15 protein-coding genes and 1 pseudogene are annotated in these 15,599 nt (G+C 53.7%); 12 read left to right on the forward strand and 4 right to left on the reverse strand.

Annotated elements, in window-relative coordinates; all coding sequences use genetic code 11:
• Positions 1-127 precede the first annotated feature (127 nt).
• Positions 128-1,327, reverse strand: a complete 1,200-nt coding sequence (gene tyrS, locus CPA45_RS08935) for a tyrosine--tRNA ligase (RefSeq protein ID WP_096651216.1) — start codon at positions 1,325-1,327, stop codon at positions 128-130.
• Positions 1,328-1,442: 115 nt separating this feature from the next.
• Here tyrS and CPA45_RS08940 point away from each other — a divergent pair, with 115 nt between their 5' ends.
• On the forward strand, positions 1,443-2,585 hold the full coding sequence (locus CPA45_RS08940) for an anhydro-N-acetylmuramic acid kinase (RefSeq protein WP_096651217.1): 1,143 nt from the start codon (positions 1,443-1,445) through the stop codon (positions 2,583-2,585).
• 21 nt (positions 2,586-2,606) lie between these two features.
• Here CPA45_RS08940 and CPA45_RS23080 read toward each other — a convergent pair.
• A pseudogene (locus CPA45_RS23080) lies at positions 2,607-2,747 on the reverse strand (twitching motility protein PilT); the annotation flags it as partial.
• A 34-nt stretch (positions 2,748-2,781) separates the two neighbouring features.
• Between CPA45_RS23080 and CPA45_RS08950 the strand changes: the two are divergent.
• The 6 genes from CPA45_RS08950 (at position 2,782) to CPA45_RS08975 (ending at position 7,374) form a co-directional block, all read left to right on the forward strand.
• Entirely contained in the window at positions 2,782-3,498 is a 717-nt protein-coding gene (locus CPA45_RS08950; protein ID WP_096651218.1) for a YggS family pyridoxal phosphate-dependent enzyme, read from the forward strand.
• A gap of 90 nt (positions 3,499-3,588) precedes the next feature.
• Positions 3,589-4,413: a pyrroline-5-carboxylate reductase gene (gene proC / locus CPA45_RS08955; RefSeq protein WP_096651219.1), complete on the forward strand. Its 825-nt coding sequence runs from the start codon at positions 3,589-3,591 to the stop codon at positions 4,411-4,413.
• A 30-nt stretch (positions 4,414-4,443) separates the two neighbouring features.
• Complete coding sequence (locus CPA45_RS08960) at positions 4,444-5,037, forward strand: YggT family protein (protein WP_078088850.1); 594 nt, start codon at positions 4,444-4,446, stop codon at positions 5,035-5,037.
• Positions 5,038-5,101: 64 nt separating this feature from the next.
• A complete protein-coding gene (gene metX / locus CPA45_RS08965) occupies positions 5,102-6,298 on the forward strand; it encodes a homoserine O-succinyltransferase MetX (protein ID WP_096651220.1) in 1,197 nt (398 codons plus the stop codon).
• Positions 6,298-6,891 carry a methionine biosynthesis protein MetW gene (metW, locus tag CPA45_RS08970; RefSeq protein ID WP_078090347.1) on the forward strand — a complete coding sequence of 198 codons (594 nt, stop codon included), beginning with the start codon at positions 6,298-6,300 and terminating at the stop codon, positions 6,889-6,891. Before metX ends, metW begins: the two co-directional genes overlap by 1 nt.
• A gap of 33 nt (positions 6,892-6,924) precedes the next feature.
• Positions 6,925-7,374, forward strand: a complete 450-nt coding sequence (locus CPA45_RS08975; protein ID WP_096651221.1) for a DUF4426 domain-containing protein — start codon at positions 6,925-6,927, stop codon at positions 7,372-7,374.
• Between the two features lie 4 nt (positions 7,375-7,378).
• Here the strand turns inward: CPA45_RS08975 and sfsA are convergent, their stop codons facing one another.
• Positions 7,379-8,107, reverse strand: a complete 729-nt coding sequence (sfsA, locus tag CPA45_RS08980; protein WP_096651222.1) for a DNA/RNA nuclease SfsA — start codon at positions 8,105-8,107, stop codon at positions 7,379-7,381.
• Positions 8,104-9,264 carry an aminotransferase class I/II-fold pyridoxal phosphate-dependent enzyme gene (locus CPA45_RS08985; RefSeq protein WP_096651223.1) on the reverse strand — a complete coding sequence of 387 codons (1,161 nt, stop codon included), beginning with the start codon at positions 9,262-9,264 and terminating at the stop codon, positions 8,104-8,106. The genes sfsA and CPA45_RS08985 overlap by 4 nt, the downstream gene beginning before the upstream one ends.
• 258 nt (positions 9,265-9,522) lie before the next feature.
• Here CPA45_RS08985 and dksA point away from each other — a divergent pair, with 258 nt between their 5' ends.
• The 5 genes from dksA to CPA45_RS09005 all read left to right on the forward strand — a co-directional run bounded on the left by dksA (position 9,523) and on the right by CPA45_RS09005 (position 15,448).
• Positions 9,523-9,960 (forward strand): RNA polymerase-binding protein DksA, encoded by a 438-nt coding sequence (dksA, locus tag CPA45_RS08990; protein ID WP_009101440.1) that lies wholly within the window; start codon positions 9,523-9,525, stop codon positions 9,958-9,960.
• Positions 9,961-10,060: 100 nt separating this feature from the next.
• Positions 10,061-10,960, forward strand: coding sequence for a tRNA glutamyl-Q(34) synthetase GluQRS (gluQRS, locus tag CPA45_RS08995; protein WP_096651224.1), 900 nt, complete (start codon positions 10,061-10,063; stop codon positions 10,958-10,960).
• Between the two features lies 1 nt (position 10,961).
• Positions 10,962-11,138: a hypothetical protein gene (locus CPA45_RS22830; protein ID WP_165771530.1), complete on the forward strand. Its 177-nt coding sequence runs from the start codon at positions 10,962-10,964 to the stop codon at positions 11,136-11,138.
• Positions 11,128-14,073, forward strand: coding sequence for an ATP-binding protein (locus CPA45_RS09000; protein ID WP_096651225.1), 2,946 nt, complete (start codon positions 11,128-11,130; stop codon positions 14,071-14,073). Before CPA45_RS22830 ends, CPA45_RS09000 begins: the two co-directional genes overlap by 11 nt.
• Positions 14,051-15,448: a sigma-54-dependent transcriptional regulator gene (locus tag CPA45_RS09005; RefSeq protein WP_096651226.1), complete on the forward strand. Its 1,398-nt coding sequence runs from the start codon at positions 14,051-14,053 to the stop codon at positions 15,446-15,448. The genes CPA45_RS09000 and CPA45_RS09005 overlap by 23 nt, the downstream gene beginning before the upstream one ends.
• The last annotated feature ends 151 nt before the right edge of the window (positions 15,449-15,599 follow it).

Genomic DNA, 15,599 nt, shown 5'->3' on the forward strand with positions numbered 1-15,599 from the left:
TGACAAACCAAGGTTTTTACACCTTATTCACCGCTGGTAACGCTTGGCGTCCCCGGCAGCGGATGCGTACTTTACGGACTCGCTGCCGCTTTGGCAAGGCCTTTAGAGAGAAAAATTATCAAAAAGTTCAAATAAGCGTCACACGGGCGTAACGCTTCTTGCCTGCCTGAATAACATAGACCTTACCAGTGGCTAACATTGTGTCTTGGGCAACCACATCCCCATCCACTTTAACACTGCCGTTTTTCAGCATGTCTTTAGCTTGGGCACTGTTCTTAGTAAGGCCAGAGCGGTTGAGCACTGCCGCAATAGGCGCCTGTTCATTGCCTTCAAAATCTACCTCTACTTCAGGAAGGTCTTCGGGCAGTTCACCATCAGCCAGCTGATTACCCGCTGACTTATGTGCATTTGCAGCAGCTTCTTCACTGTGATAGCGGGCAATAAGCTCACGCGCTAGCTCCATTTTTACATCACGTGGGTTCGCACCCTGCTCAACACTATGCTTAAGCGCATCTATCTCTGCGTTAGACTTCAAAGAGAGCAATTCGAAGTAGCGCCACATTAAACTGTCGGGCATAGACACCAGCTTGTTGAACATCGCGCCTGGTGCTTCATCGACCCCAACATAGTTGCCGAGCGACTTGGACATCTTCTGCACGCCGTCCAAACCTTCTAGCAACGGCATGGTGATCACAACTTGCGGCTCCTGACCGAAGTGTTTTTGGATCTCGCGGCCCATCAGCAGGTTAAATTTCTGATCGGTGCCACCTAGTTCCACGTCTGCCTCAAGCGCTACGGAGTCATAGCCCTGTACCAGCGGGTAAAGGAACTCGTGAATGGCGATTGGCTGATTAGCTTTATAGCGCTTTTCAAAATCGTCGCGTTCCAACATTCGAGCCACAGTACTCTGCGCAGCCAGCTCAATCATTTTCGCAGCCGTTAGTTCACCAAACCACTCAGCGTTAAAGCGCACCTCGGTTTTTTCAGGATCGAGGATTTTAAACACCTGCTCCTTGTAGGTTTCTGCATTGGCTTTTACATCAGCTTCAGTGAGCGGCTTGCGAGTAACGTTTTTGCCGGTAGGGTCACCAATACGGCCAGTAAAGTCACCAATCAAAAAGATAACCGTGTGCCCTAAGTCTTGAAACTGACGCATTTTGGTCAGCAAAACGCTGTGCCCTAAATGCAGGTCAGGCGCGGTGGGATCAAAACCAGCTTTAATACGCAGCTTACGGCCCGAGGCCAGCTTCTTCTTCAACTCATCCTCTACAAGGATTTCGTGCGTACCCCGTGCTAGCAGTGCTAACGTCTGATCCACCTCACTCATTGCCTCTCTCCATGTAATATATGCCGTCACAGGCATTTAATGACTATTAGTGCGCAATATTATCATGCCCCACCGTCTTGGTTGAGCCTTCACCCCGTTTTGAATGAGTCGCTTTATGAAAACATCACCACCTACACCAGCTGCTTATTACGTTGGATTGATGTCAGGCACCAGCCTGGACGGTATCGACGCGGCTTTGGTCGCTATTGCGCCACACTCTGCGCCTGAATTACTCAGCACTTATGCAGCGCCTATGCCTGACGTATTACGCCAACAGCTACTAAACCTATGCCATGCTCAGCGGGTAAGTTTTGCTGAACTAGCCTCAGCAGAAACTGCATTTTGTGAGCTGCAGGCAGAGGCAGTTAAAGGGGTATTGGCACAGCAAGGCGTGCCAACTGACCGGATTAGCGCTGTTGGTAGCCACGGACAGACTATCGAGCACGCTCCGAATGGGCACGATGGAGGCGCTGCCTATACGCTGCAATTAGATAACCCCAGCCTGCTTGCCGAGCTAACTGGCTGTACTGTAGTGGCTGATTTTCGCCGCCGAGACTTAGCCGCTGGGGGCCAGGCCGCCCCACTAGCCCCCGCATTCCACCAAGCCTTATTCAGCCAAACGTCAGGTGAGCGATTGGTGCTCAACCTCGGCGGTTTTGCCAATGTGACCTGGCTTCCTAGCGATACGGCTAAGTCTGTGATCGGCTTCGACACAGGGCCCGCGAACGTACTGCTAGACGCGTGGTTTTCAAAGCATTACCCAGGGCGCTTCGATCAAGATGGTGCTTGGGCGGCCAGTGGCAGGGTAAACCAGACACTGCTAAATCGCTTACTTCAAGAACCCTTCTTTCACCAGCCACCGCCTCGTAGTACTGGCCGCGAGCTATTTCATTTGCCATGGCTGGAAAGCCACTTGACCGGCAGAGAGGCGCCTCAGGATGTGCAGGCATCACTTGCTGAGCTTACCGCGGTAAGCATTGCGCAAGGGGTTCAGCAACTACCATTAAGTCACCAACGCATCACATTAATTACCTGCGGGGGTGGCGCACACAATAAGTACTTAATGGGTAGACTTGCGTCTCACTTGCCTAACGCTGAGTTCGAGTCTCCTGCGGCTTATGGTTGGCCTGAGGACTGGATTGAAGCCGGTGCCTTTGCTTGGCTTGCCTATCAGAGATTACACAGTCTGCCCGGCAATCTGCCTTCGGTCACCGGCGCTCGTGGTCAGCGAGTTCTTGGCGGTGTCTACGCTCCTTGAATTTATGGGAGCCATATTCCACACCACACTATTGACCGTAACAGGTACATTAAGCCGACGAATATCGCCGTCAACACGTATCATGGGTGGTAAAGCCATAGAAAGGTGCAAGTCATATACATTCTGCTTTGCCGAGCATGCCAGCAGTTCGGTAATATCCAACTCTACTTTCCCAGCTGCGGTAAGGTGCTTGAGTATGACAGACATCGCGCTTCCCGAGTCACTCGGCTATTCATTAGATCAGGCGCGTGCACGCTTGCGTAAAGCGCTAGAAGACGCGGAGCGTGCTCAGGGTACGGCCACATTATTGGCGGTGAGCAAAACAAAACCGGCATCATTGATCCGCCAAGCATGGCAGCTTGGCCAACGTGAGTTTGGTGAAAACTATCTGCAAGAAGCGCTGGAGAAGCAGACCGAGCTTGCCGATCTGGATGATATCGTGTGGCATTTCATTGGCCCACTACAGTCCAATAAAACCCGCGCAGTAGCAGAAAACTTTGACTGGGTGCATAGCGTCGAGCGCTTAAAAATCGCCAAGCGATTAAGCGAGCAGCGGCCAGCGAATCTCGCACCACTTAATATTTGCCTGCAGGTCAATATTAGCCGTGAGGCCTCTAAGTCAGGCGTTATGCCCGAAGAAGCGATTGCACTTGCACATGACGTAGCCGCACTCCCGCGGCTTCGGCTACGTGGTTTGATGGCGATTCCCGCGCCAGCCGAAAGCTTCGCTGCTCAACGGATACCATTTGCCGAGCTGCGCCAACTACTAACAAAGCTGCAAGCCGCGCTACCCGAAACACAACTGGACACGCTCTCCATGGGGATGAGTGACGATCTAGAAGCTGCCATTTCCGAAGGCGCTACTCTGGTACGCTTAGGCACGGCTATTTTTGGTGCACGCAGCAACAGTTAGAACACTATCTAGAACACTATCGCAGTGCTGCTGCACAGAAACGTACATCACCGCTAACGTGCGGCCCATTTCTCAACACAGGATATCCATATGGCGAGTAAGATCACCTTTATTGGCGCAGGCAACATGGCAGGTGCCATTATCGGCGGCCTGATCGAAAGCGGCGTTGCCCCTTCAGATATCACGGCAACAGCACCTAATGAGAGCGAGCTAGCGTCATTGAAGCAGCGCCTAGGAGTGAATACCCAGACTGATAACAATGCTGCAGTTAAGGATGCCAATGTGGTTGTCCTTGCGGTCAAACCGCAAATTATGCGCAGCGTTTGTGAGGCAATGAGCACCAGCGTGCAGCAACAATCCCCACTGGTTATCTCTATTGCAGCAGGCCTCGATGCCGATACCATTGATCAGTGGCTAGGTGGTAAAACAGCGCTAGTGCGCTGCATGCCCAATACCCCGTCGCTCGTCGGCATAGGTGCCAGCGGCCTGTACGCCAATGGCGCAGTTAGCGAGGCCCAGCGCACCCAGGCAACCCAACTGATGGAAGCGGTTGGTATTGTCGAGTGGGTGGAAGATGAGCATCTACTTGATGCAGTCACCGCTGTCTCTGGTAGCGCTCCGGCCTACTTTTTTTTAATGTTTGAGGCAATGGAAGAGGCTGCCGTCAAGCTTGGCCTACCTGCCGCTACCGCCCGGCGCTTGGCTATCCAAACCGCCCTCGGTGCCGCAACCATGGCACAACAGAGCGATAAAGATCCTGCCACACTGAAACAAAACGTGATGTCGCCGGGCGGCACCACAGAACGCGCTATTCAACATATGGAAGATGCCCAGCTACGCACTACTATTGCCGACGCCATGCAGGCCTGCGCTGACCGCGCCCAGGCAATGGCCAAGGAACTAAGTGCAAGCTAAGCAAAAACTTAACGCAATGGAGACGCAGCCATGGGCAACCAAGTGGGTAGTGCCGGGTTAATGTTAGTTAACACCCTTATTAACATATATTTATTCTTACTTATGCTGCGCTTTCTGCTGCAGGCATCACGGGCTGATTATTACAACCCGCTTAGCCAGTCGGTCGTCAAAATCACCCAGCCTGTTGTTGGCTTGTTCCAGGGATTTTTAGGCCCAGTAGGCGGACGATTTGACCTAGCCACGCTGGCGGCTGGCTTCACTCTTAAAGTTGTCACTATTATTGCCATCTTCATGGTAATTGGCATTGGCATGCCGCCGATCGCTGGGCTGCTAATTGCTGGAGTGGCCGCTTTAGCGAATGCCATCTTGAAGATTTACTTCTTTGCCATGATTGTAATGATCATCCTGAGTTGGGTAGCCCCTAACGCCAGCCACCCTGGCGCGCTGCTGGTCATGCAACTAGTTGAGCCAATCATGGCGCCCGTACGCAAGGTTATCCCTCCACTAGGAATGATCGACCTATCACCGATCGTGGTGTTTATCGCCATTAACGTCGTGGATGGCTTGGTAGTGGGATCATTAGTTCGTGCTGCTGGCCTGCCAGGATCATTGGTAGGGCTTTAACTTTAACGCCAAGTTCAGCAGGACTTATTTTCAATAGGACTTATTTGCAGGACTAGCGCTCTCAATGCCTGATTCAGACACTCTCGCGTTTAACGACCGGCCAGCGGACTCCGTTGGCCTTGTCACGCCCCACATTGCCAAGTTCGACACCCCACTGTCGCTTGCCTGCGGCAAGGTATTGCCCGAATATGAGCTTATTTATGAGACCTACGGCACGCTGAACGCCGAGCGCTCTAATGCGGTATTAATTTGCCATGCGCTTTCAGGCCACCACCATGCAGCGGGCTACCACAGCGCAGATGATCGTAAGCCAGGCTGGTGGGATGCCCATATTGGACCGGGCAAATCCATCGATACCAACCTCTTTTTTGTCGTCTCGCTTAATAATTTAGGCGGTTGCCACGGCAGCACCGGACCAGTTAGCCATAATCCGGAAACGGGCCGTCAATGGGGACCTGAGTTCCCTATGGTTACTGTCAGTGATTGGGTAGCCAGCCAGGCACGGCTTGCCGATCGTCTTGGTATTGATCGCTGGGCTGCTGCAGTAGGTGGCAGCCTGGGCGGCATGCAAGTGCTCCAGTGGACCATCACCTACCCCGAACGGGTCGCCAACGCAATAGTGATTGCAGCTACGCCACGCCTCTCAGCACAGAATATTGCCTTTAACGAGGTCGCCCGCCATGCAATTCGCTCTGACCCTGAATTTTTTGACGGCTGGTACGTAGAGCACGCTACCGTGCCTAAACGAGGGCTTAAGCTAGCGCGCATGGTAGGCCATATCACCTACCTCTCAGAAGACGCAATGGGAAGTAAGTTTGGCCGCGACCTGCGCAGTGAAGACTTGAATTTCGGCTTCGATGTAGAGTTCCAGGTAGAGTCTTATTTGCGCTATCAAGGAGACACCTTCTCCACCGCTTTTGACGCCAACACCTACCTGCTGATGACCAAGGCGCTGGATTACTTTGACCCCGCAGCCGCTCACTCCGGTGATTTGGCCAGTGCGCTAGCCCCTGCCCAGTGCCCATTCTTGATTGTCAGCTTCACCACCGACTGGCGCTTCCCTCCTTCACGCTCCCGTGAATTGGTAGACGCTTTAACCCGTGCGGGTAAGTCGGTTAGCTATGCCAATATCGACTCTCCCCACGGCCACGATGCGTTTTTACTACCCGAACCGCGTTATCACGCCCTGTTCAGCGCTTTTATGGGCCGAGTAGCCCATGAGCTAGCGATCCATAAAACGGGTGGAGAGGAGACACAATGATGCGCGCTGATTTAGAGCTCATTTACGACTGGGTACCCCAGGGAGCCCATGTATTAGACTTAGCCTGTGGAGATGGAGCGCTCCTGGAACGCTTGGCGCAAGAGAAAAACGTCACCGGCTATGGGCTGGAAATCGACCCCAAAGGCATTACTCAATGCGTAGCGCGAGGCGTTAACGTGATTGAGCATAACCTCGACGACGGCCTAGGTAGCTTTTGCGATAACAGCTACGATCAGGTAATCATGACCCAAGCACTGCAAGCTCTGCGCCGGCCAGATAAAATGCTCGATGAAATGCTACGGGTAGCTGAAGAAGGGATTATTACCTTTCCTAACTTTGCCTACTGGCGTCACCGCATTCACCTTGGCTTGCGCGGCTATATGCCTGTTTCCAAATCGCTGCCCCACGCTTGGTACGACACCCCTAACATTCACCTGTCGACCTTCAACGACTTTGAGCACCTGTGCCGTGAAAAAGGGCTGGTGATTGTTGATCGTGCAGTAGGCGTTGGCGAGCACCGAGGGCATTGGACATCCAAGTGGTGGCCTAACCTATTTGGTGAAATCGCTATTTTTAGAGTACGCCGCCGCTAACGCGGTTCACATCAAGCAGTAGGAGAAAGCATCATGTTACGCAGCTTACTACTCAGCGCTGGCTTGGCTACAATGCTAATGACCACAACCAACGCCAACGCGGAGCAGTTCGTTCAGGTTGGTGACTACGATATCCACTACAGTGCGGTGAGCACTAGTTTCCTTACACCGGAAGTAGCCCAGGCACACAGCATTCAGCGTAGCGCTAACCGAGGCCTAGTTAATGTAAGCGTACGCGAGCGCATGGAGGACGGCAGCACTCGCCCAGTGAGTGCTGGCATACAGGGCTATGTTAGCGGCCTTACCGGCACCCAAGAGCCTCTGAGCTTTCGTACCGTGCATGATGGAGATGCTACCTACCATCTAGCACCATTTACCATGCGACATGACGAGGCCATGCGCTTTGAACTAGACGTGCGCTACGACCGTAATCAATCGCCCGAATCGGTCAATTTTATTCAGCGTTTCTATATCGAGCGATAAGTACTTATAGCCGAACCGGTAGCCGACGCGCTAAGCGCACTGCGACTGGTTTATCTGCCTCCCACCGCAGCGTGATACCGTAAGCCAGCACTTCCACACCGGCCTTTACCGCCTCGGCTAGCGCTGCCGCATAAACAGGGTCGATATGAGCAGCCGGAGCTACATCGGCAATGCCTTCATGGGCGACGCAGAACAGTAACACCGCCCGCTCCCCCTGCTCGGCAAGCGCTGTTAGCGTATGCAGATGCTTGGTGCCTCTAACGCTCACGGAGTCTGGAAAATAGCCGTGACCATCGGCTTCTTTCAGAGTCACCTGCTTTACTTCGATATAGACCGTACCACGCTGCGGGTCATCCAGGCGAAAGTCGAGTCGAGCATCATTAACTTTCACTTCCCGCTTGAGCGTTTGATAGCCCATCAGTGGTGTAATATCGCCCGCCTCAATTGCAGCCTCTACAATGCGGTTTGTCCGTCCGGTATGTACCGAAACCAGTGCCAGGGTGCCATCTGGCTGAGGTAGTTCAATCCACTCCCAAGTCCAACCCAGCTTACGCTTAGGGTTATCGCTTGACGAAAGCCACACCCGGCAGCCTGGCATATTGACCGCCTTCATAGAGCCGGTATTAGGGCAGTGGGCAATGACCTCTTGGCCACTTTCCAAACGTATGTCCGCCAAGAAGCGTTTGTAGCGGCGTAGCAGCACACCCGGCTCCAAGCCTTCATAGGTGATCATAACCGGCTCACGAAGCGGGAAATGCGTACTACGGCCTCCTGTAGCCGTGCCACATCGTTAGTAAAGGCAATACGCACGTGGTGCTCGCCGCCAACAAGGGCAAAATCAATCCCAGGGGTAATAGCTACATTCTCTTCAACCAGCAACCGTTCGCAGAAGGCTTGGCTATCTCGGCTGTAACGAGAAATATCTAGCCACAGGTAAAACGCACCTTGAGGTGGAAGATCAGGTGCCAGGTCCAACTGCGCCAATCCATCCAGTAGCACTTGGCGACGCTGTTTCAGCGTTGCCCGACGCGTTTCAAGAATATCCCGACACTCCGGGGTAAAAGCAGCAAGTGCGGCGTATTGGGAAGGTGTTGGAGCGGCAAGAAATACGTTTTGCGCTAGCCGGGTTAGCGGTTCTACCGCATGCTCCGGTGCTACCAGCCACCCTAAGCGCCAGCCGGTCATACCAAAGTATTTTGAAAAGCTGTTAACCACAAAGGCTTGATCGGAAAGCGATGTCGCCGAGAGTGGTGTGTCGTCATAATTTAACCCCTGGTAGATCTCATCGACAATGACCTCGCCCCCCTTGGCTGCCACAGCCCTGAATACCGCCTGCAGAGCCTCAGCACTCAACGTATGTCCAGTGGGGTTAGAAGGCGACGCTAACATGGCTAGGCGAGTGTGTGCCTGCCAATGCTGCTCTATCAACGGTGCGTCTAATTGCCAGCCACTGCTACGACCAACCGGAATGGCGTCAACCTGTGCACCAGCCAGGGCCATAAAATGGCGATTACAGGGATAGTTGGGATCAGCCATCAGCACCCTATCACCAGCCTCTACCAGTAGTTGGCTGGCCAACAACAGTGCCCCAGAGGCTCCCGGCGTTACTAGAATACGTGCGGGGTCTACGGCGGCATTGAAATGCTCGGCGTAATGGCCTGCAATGGCTTCGCGCAATGTAGCCAAACCGGCAGCTGGCGTGTAACGCGTTTTGCCCGTTGCCAGCGCCTGCTGTCCGGCAGCGACAATAGGCGCTGGTGTGGCAAAATCAGGCTCGCCTACCTCCAGGTGAATCACATCGTGGCCCTGAGCCTCTCGGGCCTGGGCCATTTCTAATAAGTGCATCACGCGGAAAGGCGCGACATAATTCACGCGGGAATTCCAGGCCATAATGGCTCCTTCACCTTATATTCATAGAAACTCGGCTATACAAACAGCTACAACACACAATGTACCGTCGTAAAAATACGGTTTTAACAACACAACGAAAAAGTATGAGAGAGGTCAAATAACCACAAGACCTTGGTCGAATACTGACTATTATGCTTGCAACACAGCCAAATTTCAGCTAAACAAGCATCCCTTTGGCGTGAGATCGTGGCACACGCTCATGGTCGATCAGCAGTCACATACGTAAGGGGCACTCCCATGCCAGTAGCGGAAAAGAAACCGGAAGCGTCCAAGTCCTTCACCCCGTATGAGCCAGCACCAGGTGAAGAGTATATGAATGAGAAGCAGCTTGCGCACTTCCGCCAGCTGCTTCTGGATTGGAAACAGGATCTCATGGAAGAGGTGGATCGTACCGTACGCCACCTGCAAGAAGACGCTAACAACTACGCCGACCCCGCTGACCGCGCTACCCAGGAAGAAGGCTTCAGCCTTGAACTGCGCACCCGGGACCGCGAACGTAAGTTGTTGAAAAAAATTAATGAAACGATCGATAAGATCGATGAAGACGACTACGGCTTCTGCGAAGCATGTGGTGTTGAAATCGGTATTCGTCGTCTTGAAGCGCGCCCTACAGCGACACTGTGCGTTGACTGCAAGACGCTGGCAGAGCTTAAAGAGAAACAGCTCGGCGGTTAACAACCTCAGCGGTAAAGCTCTGGACGCAACTACAAAAGCCGGGCACCTTTAGGGTGCCCGTTTTTGTTGGTCACTTTAATTGAAGTCATTATTGGCCCCCATGACACATTCTGCTCGCTATCGAGGGCGCTTCGCTCCCACGCCATCAGGCCCTCTCCATTTTGGCTCGCTCGTTGCAGCCTTGGGCAGCTTCCTGGATGCCCGAGCGGCGGGCGGCGTCTGGCTGGTACGCATAGAGGACATTGACCCTCCCCGCTGCCCAGTAGGCGCCGACAGCACCATTCTTCGCCAGCTTGAAGCATTTAGCCTGCATTGGGACGAAGAAGTGATTTGGCAACGCGGCCGCCATGAGATTTATCAGCAAGCATTAGACCGTCTAATTACGCTTGGCTTAGCCTACCCCTGTAGCTGCTCCCGTAAGCAGTGGCAAGACTTTGCGATTTACCCTGGCTGGTGCCGTAACGGACAGTGTGAGGCTAACAAACCCGTTGCTTGGCGACTACGCAGCGATTTAGCTCAACGCCCCATTGCTTGGCATGACCGCCTGTTTGGCTATCAACAGTTCGACCCCGCCACACTGGGCGACGTGGTGCTAAAACGCAAAGATCAACTGTGGGCCTATCAGCTTGCAGTAGTGATGGACGATGCCGAACAGGATATTAGCGATGTCGTCAGGGGCTTTGATCTCCTGGATAACACGCCTTGGCAGATCCAACTTCAAGCGGCACTCAACTTACCCACACCCCGGTATCTTCACCTGCCGCTAGTGGTGACTGATGAAGGCCAAAAGCTCTCCAAACAGAACTTAGCCCCCCCATTGGCAGAGAGTGACGACGGCATTCGTCACCAACTGTTTCAAGCCTTACAGGCGCTTGACCAAATGCCACCTTTCGAGCTGGCTCAAGAAGCACCAGAGACGCAGTTACGCTGGGCAATAGCGCACTGGTCAGTCGATCAGCTGACGCCTTTTCACCATCGTGCGCAACCCTCGGAGCACTGACATGTACGTTTATCGCATCATGCTGTTTCTAGTATTTGGGGGCTACTTGCTCTCACCACTGCTAATGGATGGCTGGAGTGACCCCAGCGTTGCCTGGTATCGGCCGTTTGCTATCTGGGGTGGACTAATTGCGCTAACGCTATGGCTAGAGCAAAAGAGGAAGCTAGATGAGCGTTGAGTTACTCGGTGTACTTCTCCTGGGCCTCGGCTACCTTGCGCTACTCTTTGGCTGCGGGACAGCCGTAGAGCGTGGCTGGGTGCCGGTGCGGGTGACACGCCACCCGGTTGTTTACACCTTGGCGTTAGGCGTATATGCCAGCGCCTGGGCGGTTTACGGCAGCGTTGAATTCGCCTCTAAATCTGGGTTTGGCTATCTAGCTTATTACCTTGGCGCCGCAGGCGCTTTTTTACTTGCTCCTGTACTACTGGTGCCCATTCAACGCATCACCCGCACCTACCAGCTCTCCTCGCTAGCTGACTTATTTGCCTTTCGTTTCCGTTCGCGCTGGATAGGCACCATGGTCACGCTGCTTAGTCTTCTCGCAGTAATGCCGTTACTAGGCATTCAGGTGCAAACCCTGAGTGATGCAATACACCTACTGACCGGCAGTCGCTACAGTGCTGCCGTTGCACTGCTATTTTGTGCAGTAATTGCAGGCTGTGCAGTGCTGTTTGGCGCACGCTATAGCCATCGGCACCGACACGACACACTGCTGAGCGTGATTGCCTTTGAGTCAGTGATCAAGCTCTTAGCCATGCTCGGGCTAGGTGCCATTGCACTATGGTGGGTGTTTGACGGGCCGCACGATTTACAACAGTGGCTAGAAGGCCCTGGTGCAGCAGCTCAGGCCGCAACATCACAGCTGGAACCACCGCAGTGGCGCACGCTGCTACTGCTGTTTTTTGCTGCTGCTTTTATGATGCCGCACTTATTCCAAATCACCTTCGCCGAAAGCCTTTCCCGACACACTCTACTCCAGGCAAGCTGGTCGCTACCGCTGTTCCTACTGCTAATGGCGTTACCTGTGCCGCTTATTTGGTGGGCGGCACAGTCCACCAATGAGTCGGTGCCGATGGCTGCTTACGCTGCCTATGTAATGTCGGAGCACTGGTGGGTAGGGGCACTGGCATTCATTGGTGGTTTAGCGGCCGCTAGCGGCACCATGATGATGATCGCCCTGGCTCTTTCCGGGATGCTGCTGAACCACGTAGTATTAGTAGCACGCCCGCCGGAGGCACAAAGCGATTTATACGGCTGGCTACTGTGGCTACGCCGAGGCTTGGTAGTAGCAGTTATTTTGGGAGGCTGGCTATTTGCCGAAAGCGTTGGCCGCTACCACTCACTAACCAACCTAGGGCTAGCTGCCTTTGTGGGCATGGCCCAGTGCCTACCTGGCATGCTGGCATTACTTTATTGGCCTGGCGCAAACCGTAAGGGCATGGTGGCAGGGCTGATCGGTGGTACTACTATCTGGCTGTGGGGCCTGTGGTTGCCGCTCCTTTTCGACATATCACTGCCAACGCTTCCATTCACACCGTTGATGCCCGAGGGAGCACCAGACTGGTACAACGCCACACTAATTTCTCTCGCGATTAATATCCTACTGTTAATCGTGGTCTCGCTGTTTACCCGCACCTCAGAGGGAGAGCGCTCTGCAGCTGAAGCCTGCTCGGTAGACGCAGTGATCCGTTCCAAGCGCTTACCTCTAGAGGCGGCAACCGCTGCCGACTTTCCCACACACCTTGCCCAGGCGCTTGGTGATGAAGCCGCTGGCCGCGAAGTTGACCGCGCTTTGAAGGCACTCAATCTTACCCCCCAGGAGCGGCGCCCGTATGCGCTTCGCCGCCTGCGTGACCGTATTCAGGCCAACCTATCCGGCCTTATGGGTCCATCCGTGGCCAGGGATATTGTTGATCGTTATTTACCCTACCGCCACGATGATGCCCCTATTACCGACGATATTCACTTTGTCGAAAGCCGGCTGGAGGCTTACCGTTCAAGGCTCACCGGGCTGGCCCGCGAGCTTGACGGCCTGCGCCGCCACCACCGCCAAACTCTGGCCAACTTACCTGTCGGGCTATGCGTACTAGGTGATGACGATGAACTGCTTATGTGGAACCAAGCACTCTCTCAGCTCTCAGGCATTAGCGGCGACAGCGTGATTGGCTCGCACCGGGATAGCTTGCCTGCTCCTTGGCCTGCTCTGCTAAGCAGTGTTCTTAAAGCTTCCCAGACACCGCTTTATAAGCAGTCAGTGTCGCTACACGGCAAAGACTACTTTCTGACACTGCACCAGGCCGTGCTAAGTGGTCACGACAGCCGAGGCGGCAGCGTAATTCTGGTGGAAGACCATACGGAAATGAAGTGGCTCGAAGATGAGTTAATCCACGCCGCCCGCCTTGCCTCTATTGGTCAACTTGCTGCTGGGGTTGCCCATGAAATTGGCAATCCTATTACCGGCATTTCATCACTGGCACAAAACCTACGCTATGACACCGACGATCCAGCCCTTCTAGAGACCGCTGATCAAATCCAGCAGCTTACCCAACGGGTCACTAAAATCGTTAACTCGCTAGTAGGCTTTGCTCACGGTGGGCGGCAGTCAACCCCACTACCCACAGCTCCTGCATCACTTAAGACCATTAGCGAAGACGCGTTACACTTGATCCACTTAGCTCGCTCGGGAGAGGATGTTATCTTCACTAATGCCTGCCCCAGCGATATTGTGGTGCGTGGTGATGACCAACGTTTAACCCAAGTCATGGTTAACTTATTGAGTAACGCACGGGATGCCTGCCAGTACCAAGGCAATATACGCATCGAAGCAGGCACAAAGGCGAGCCATGCATGGTGGCGGGTAAGCGATGATGGGCACGGCATTGCGCCTAGCGTTAAAGATCGTCTGTTCGAGCCATTTACTACCACCAAACCGGCGGGTGAGGGCACTGGGCTTGGGCTATCGCTGGCGTATCAAATTATTAACGAGCATCAAGGCAAAATAGAAGTGGCCTCGCCACCTCCCGGACAGCCTCGCGGCACCGCCATTACTCTCTGGCTACCGCTCTACCAACAGGATGATCTTTCACCTTATGCCCAGGATACTGATTGTTGAAGATGAAGCGATTATTCGCAGCGCCTTAAAACGCTTATTGGAGCGCCATGGCTATGCGGTGAGCGAAGCCGCAACGGCTGAAGAGGCTAGCGCTTTGCCACTCAGTGAGTTTGACCTCATCATCAGCGACCTGCGCCTACCGGGAGAGCCTGGCACAACACTGATCAGTGCTGCGGCGCCTGCTCCTGTGCTTATCATGACCAGCTACGCTAGCATGCGCTCTGCTGTTGACGCCCTCAAACAAGGGGCGGTTGATTATGTCGCAAAACCCTTTGATCACACGGAGCTTTTGGAAACCGTCGAGCGCATCCTACACAAACAGTCGATGCAACAAGGTACTCCACCAGACATTACCGACGAAGGTGGGGGGCGTCAGACAATGATCGGCAACTGCGCCGCCATGCAGCAGGTCTACACTCGCATCAGAAAAACTGCACCTGCAGATGTTACCGTGCTAATCCAAGGGGAATCAGGTACCGGCAAAGAGCTCGTCGCCCGTGCTATTCACCAGCAAAGCAAGCGGGCCAAAGCGCCGCTAATCTGCGTTAACTGCGCGGCAATCCCAGAAACACTGATTGAATCAGAATTATTTGGTCATGAAAAAGGGGCCTTCACCGGCGCCAGTGCTGCCCGTACCGGTCTAGTGGAAGCTGCCGACGGCGGTACACTATTTTTAGATGAAATTGGTGAGCTGCCGCTGGACGCCCAAGCCCGCCTGCTGCGTGTACTTCAAGAAGGTGAAATTCGTAAAATAGGCTCCGTCGAAACCCGTCACGTAGATGTGCGCCTCATCGCCGCCACCCATCGGGATTTACGCGCACTCTCAAAAAGCGGCGAGTTTCGTCTTGATCTTTATTACCGCCTAAACGTGATGCAGATAGAGCTACCTCCGCTGCGAGAGCGTGATGAAGACGTACTTAAAATTGCCGATATTCTGTTAGAAAAAGCGTGCAAGCGTCATGAGCGCCAGGGGCTCCGGCTATCACGTGCAGCCCGCCAAGATCTCCAGGACTATCCCTGGCCAGGAAATGTGAGAGAGCTGGAAAATGCTCTAGAGCGAGGCGTTATTCTAGCTGAAGGGCACCTGATCCACCCGGATGACCTGGGCCTGGGCCCGGTGGCTCACCGCCCGCCTCCACCCACGACCAGTTCACCAACAGCTAGCTCTACTAACGTGACCAATGAGGGCCCAATAGCAGCTGAAGAGGACGACCTTTCTTTGGAAGATTACTTTCAACACTTTGTGCTAGAGCATCAGGATCAGATGAGTGAAACCGAGTTGGCTCAAAAACTTGGTATTAGCCGTAAGAACCTATGGGAACGCCGCCAGCGGCTAGGTATTCCACGCAAAAAAACAGCTCGAAGGCCCGGCTAGGTAATGCCACAAGGGCGGCCTCAAGGCCATCTTCTACTAACGTCTAATGTACTGATTTTAATAAGAAACATTCAAAATTCGTTACCTCACTACTGTTACCTTCCCACACAATTAGAGCTAAAAATCGCTCAAAAGCGGGTAACACTTTCTA

Origin of the sequence: Vreelandella nigrificans (genome assembly GCF_002374315.1) — a bacterium.
Lineage (GTDB): Bacteria > Pseudomonadota > Gammaproteobacteria > Pseudomonadales > Halomonadaceae > Vreelandella > Vreelandella nigrificans.

Bases quoted from the DNA above. Each gene is read 5' to 3' on its own strand.
- tyrS (WP_096651216.1), bottom strand. From the start codon at position 1,327: ATGAGTGAGGTGGATCAGACGTTAGCACTGCTAGCACGGGGTACGCAC.
- CPA45_RS08940 (WP_096651217.1), top strand. From the start codon at position 1,443: ATGAAAACATCACCACCTACACCAGCTGCTTATTACGTTGGATTGATG.
- CPA45_RS08950 (WP_096651218.1), top strand. From the start codon at position 2,782: ATGACAGACATCGCGCTTCCCGAGTCACTCGGCTATTCATTAGATCAG.
- proC (WP_096651219.1), top strand. From the start codon at position 3,589: ATGGCGAGTAAGATCACCTTTATTGGCGCAGGCAACATGGCAGGTGCC.
- CPA45_RS08960 (WP_078088850.1), top strand. From the start codon at position 4,444: ATGGGCAACCAAGTGGGTAGTGCCGGGTTAATGTTAGTTAACACCCTT.
- metX (WP_096651220.1), top strand. From the start codon at position 5,102: ATGCCTGATTCAGACACTCTCGCGTTTAACGACCGGCCAGCGGACTCC.
- metW (WP_078090347.1), top strand. From the start codon at position 6,298: ATGCGCGCTGATTTAGAGCTCATTTACGACTGGGTACCCCAGGGAGCC.
- CPA45_RS08975 (WP_096651221.1), top strand. From the start codon at position 6,925: ATGTTACGCAGCTTACTACTCAGCGCTGGCTTGGCTACAATGCTAATG.
- sfsA (WP_096651222.1), bottom strand. From the start codon at position 8,107: ATGATCACCTATGAAGGCTTGGAGCCGGGTGTGCTGCTACGCCGCTAC.
- CPA45_RS08985 (WP_096651223.1), bottom strand. From the start codon at position 9,264: ATGGCCTGGAATTCCCGCGTGAATTATGTCGCGCCTTTCCGCGTGATG.
- dksA (WP_009101440.1), top strand. From the start codon at position 9,523: ATGCCAGTAGCGGAAAAGAAACCGGAAGCGTCCAAGTCCTTCACCCCG.
- gluQRS (WP_096651224.1), top strand. From the start codon at position 10,061: ATGACACATTCTGCTCGCTATCGAGGGCGCTTCGCTCCCACGCCATCA.
- CPA45_RS22830 (WP_165771530.1), top strand. From the start codon at position 10,962: ATGTACGTTTATCGCATCATGCTGTTTCTAGTATTTGGGGGCTACTTG.
- CPA45_RS09000 (WP_096651225.1), top strand. From the start codon at position 11,128: ATGAGCGTTGAGTTACTCGGTGTACTTCTCCTGGGCCTCGGCTACCTT.
- CPA45_RS09005 (WP_096651226.1), top strand. From the start codon at position 14,051: ATGCCCAGGATACTGATTGTTGAAGATGAAGCGATTATTCGCAGCGCC.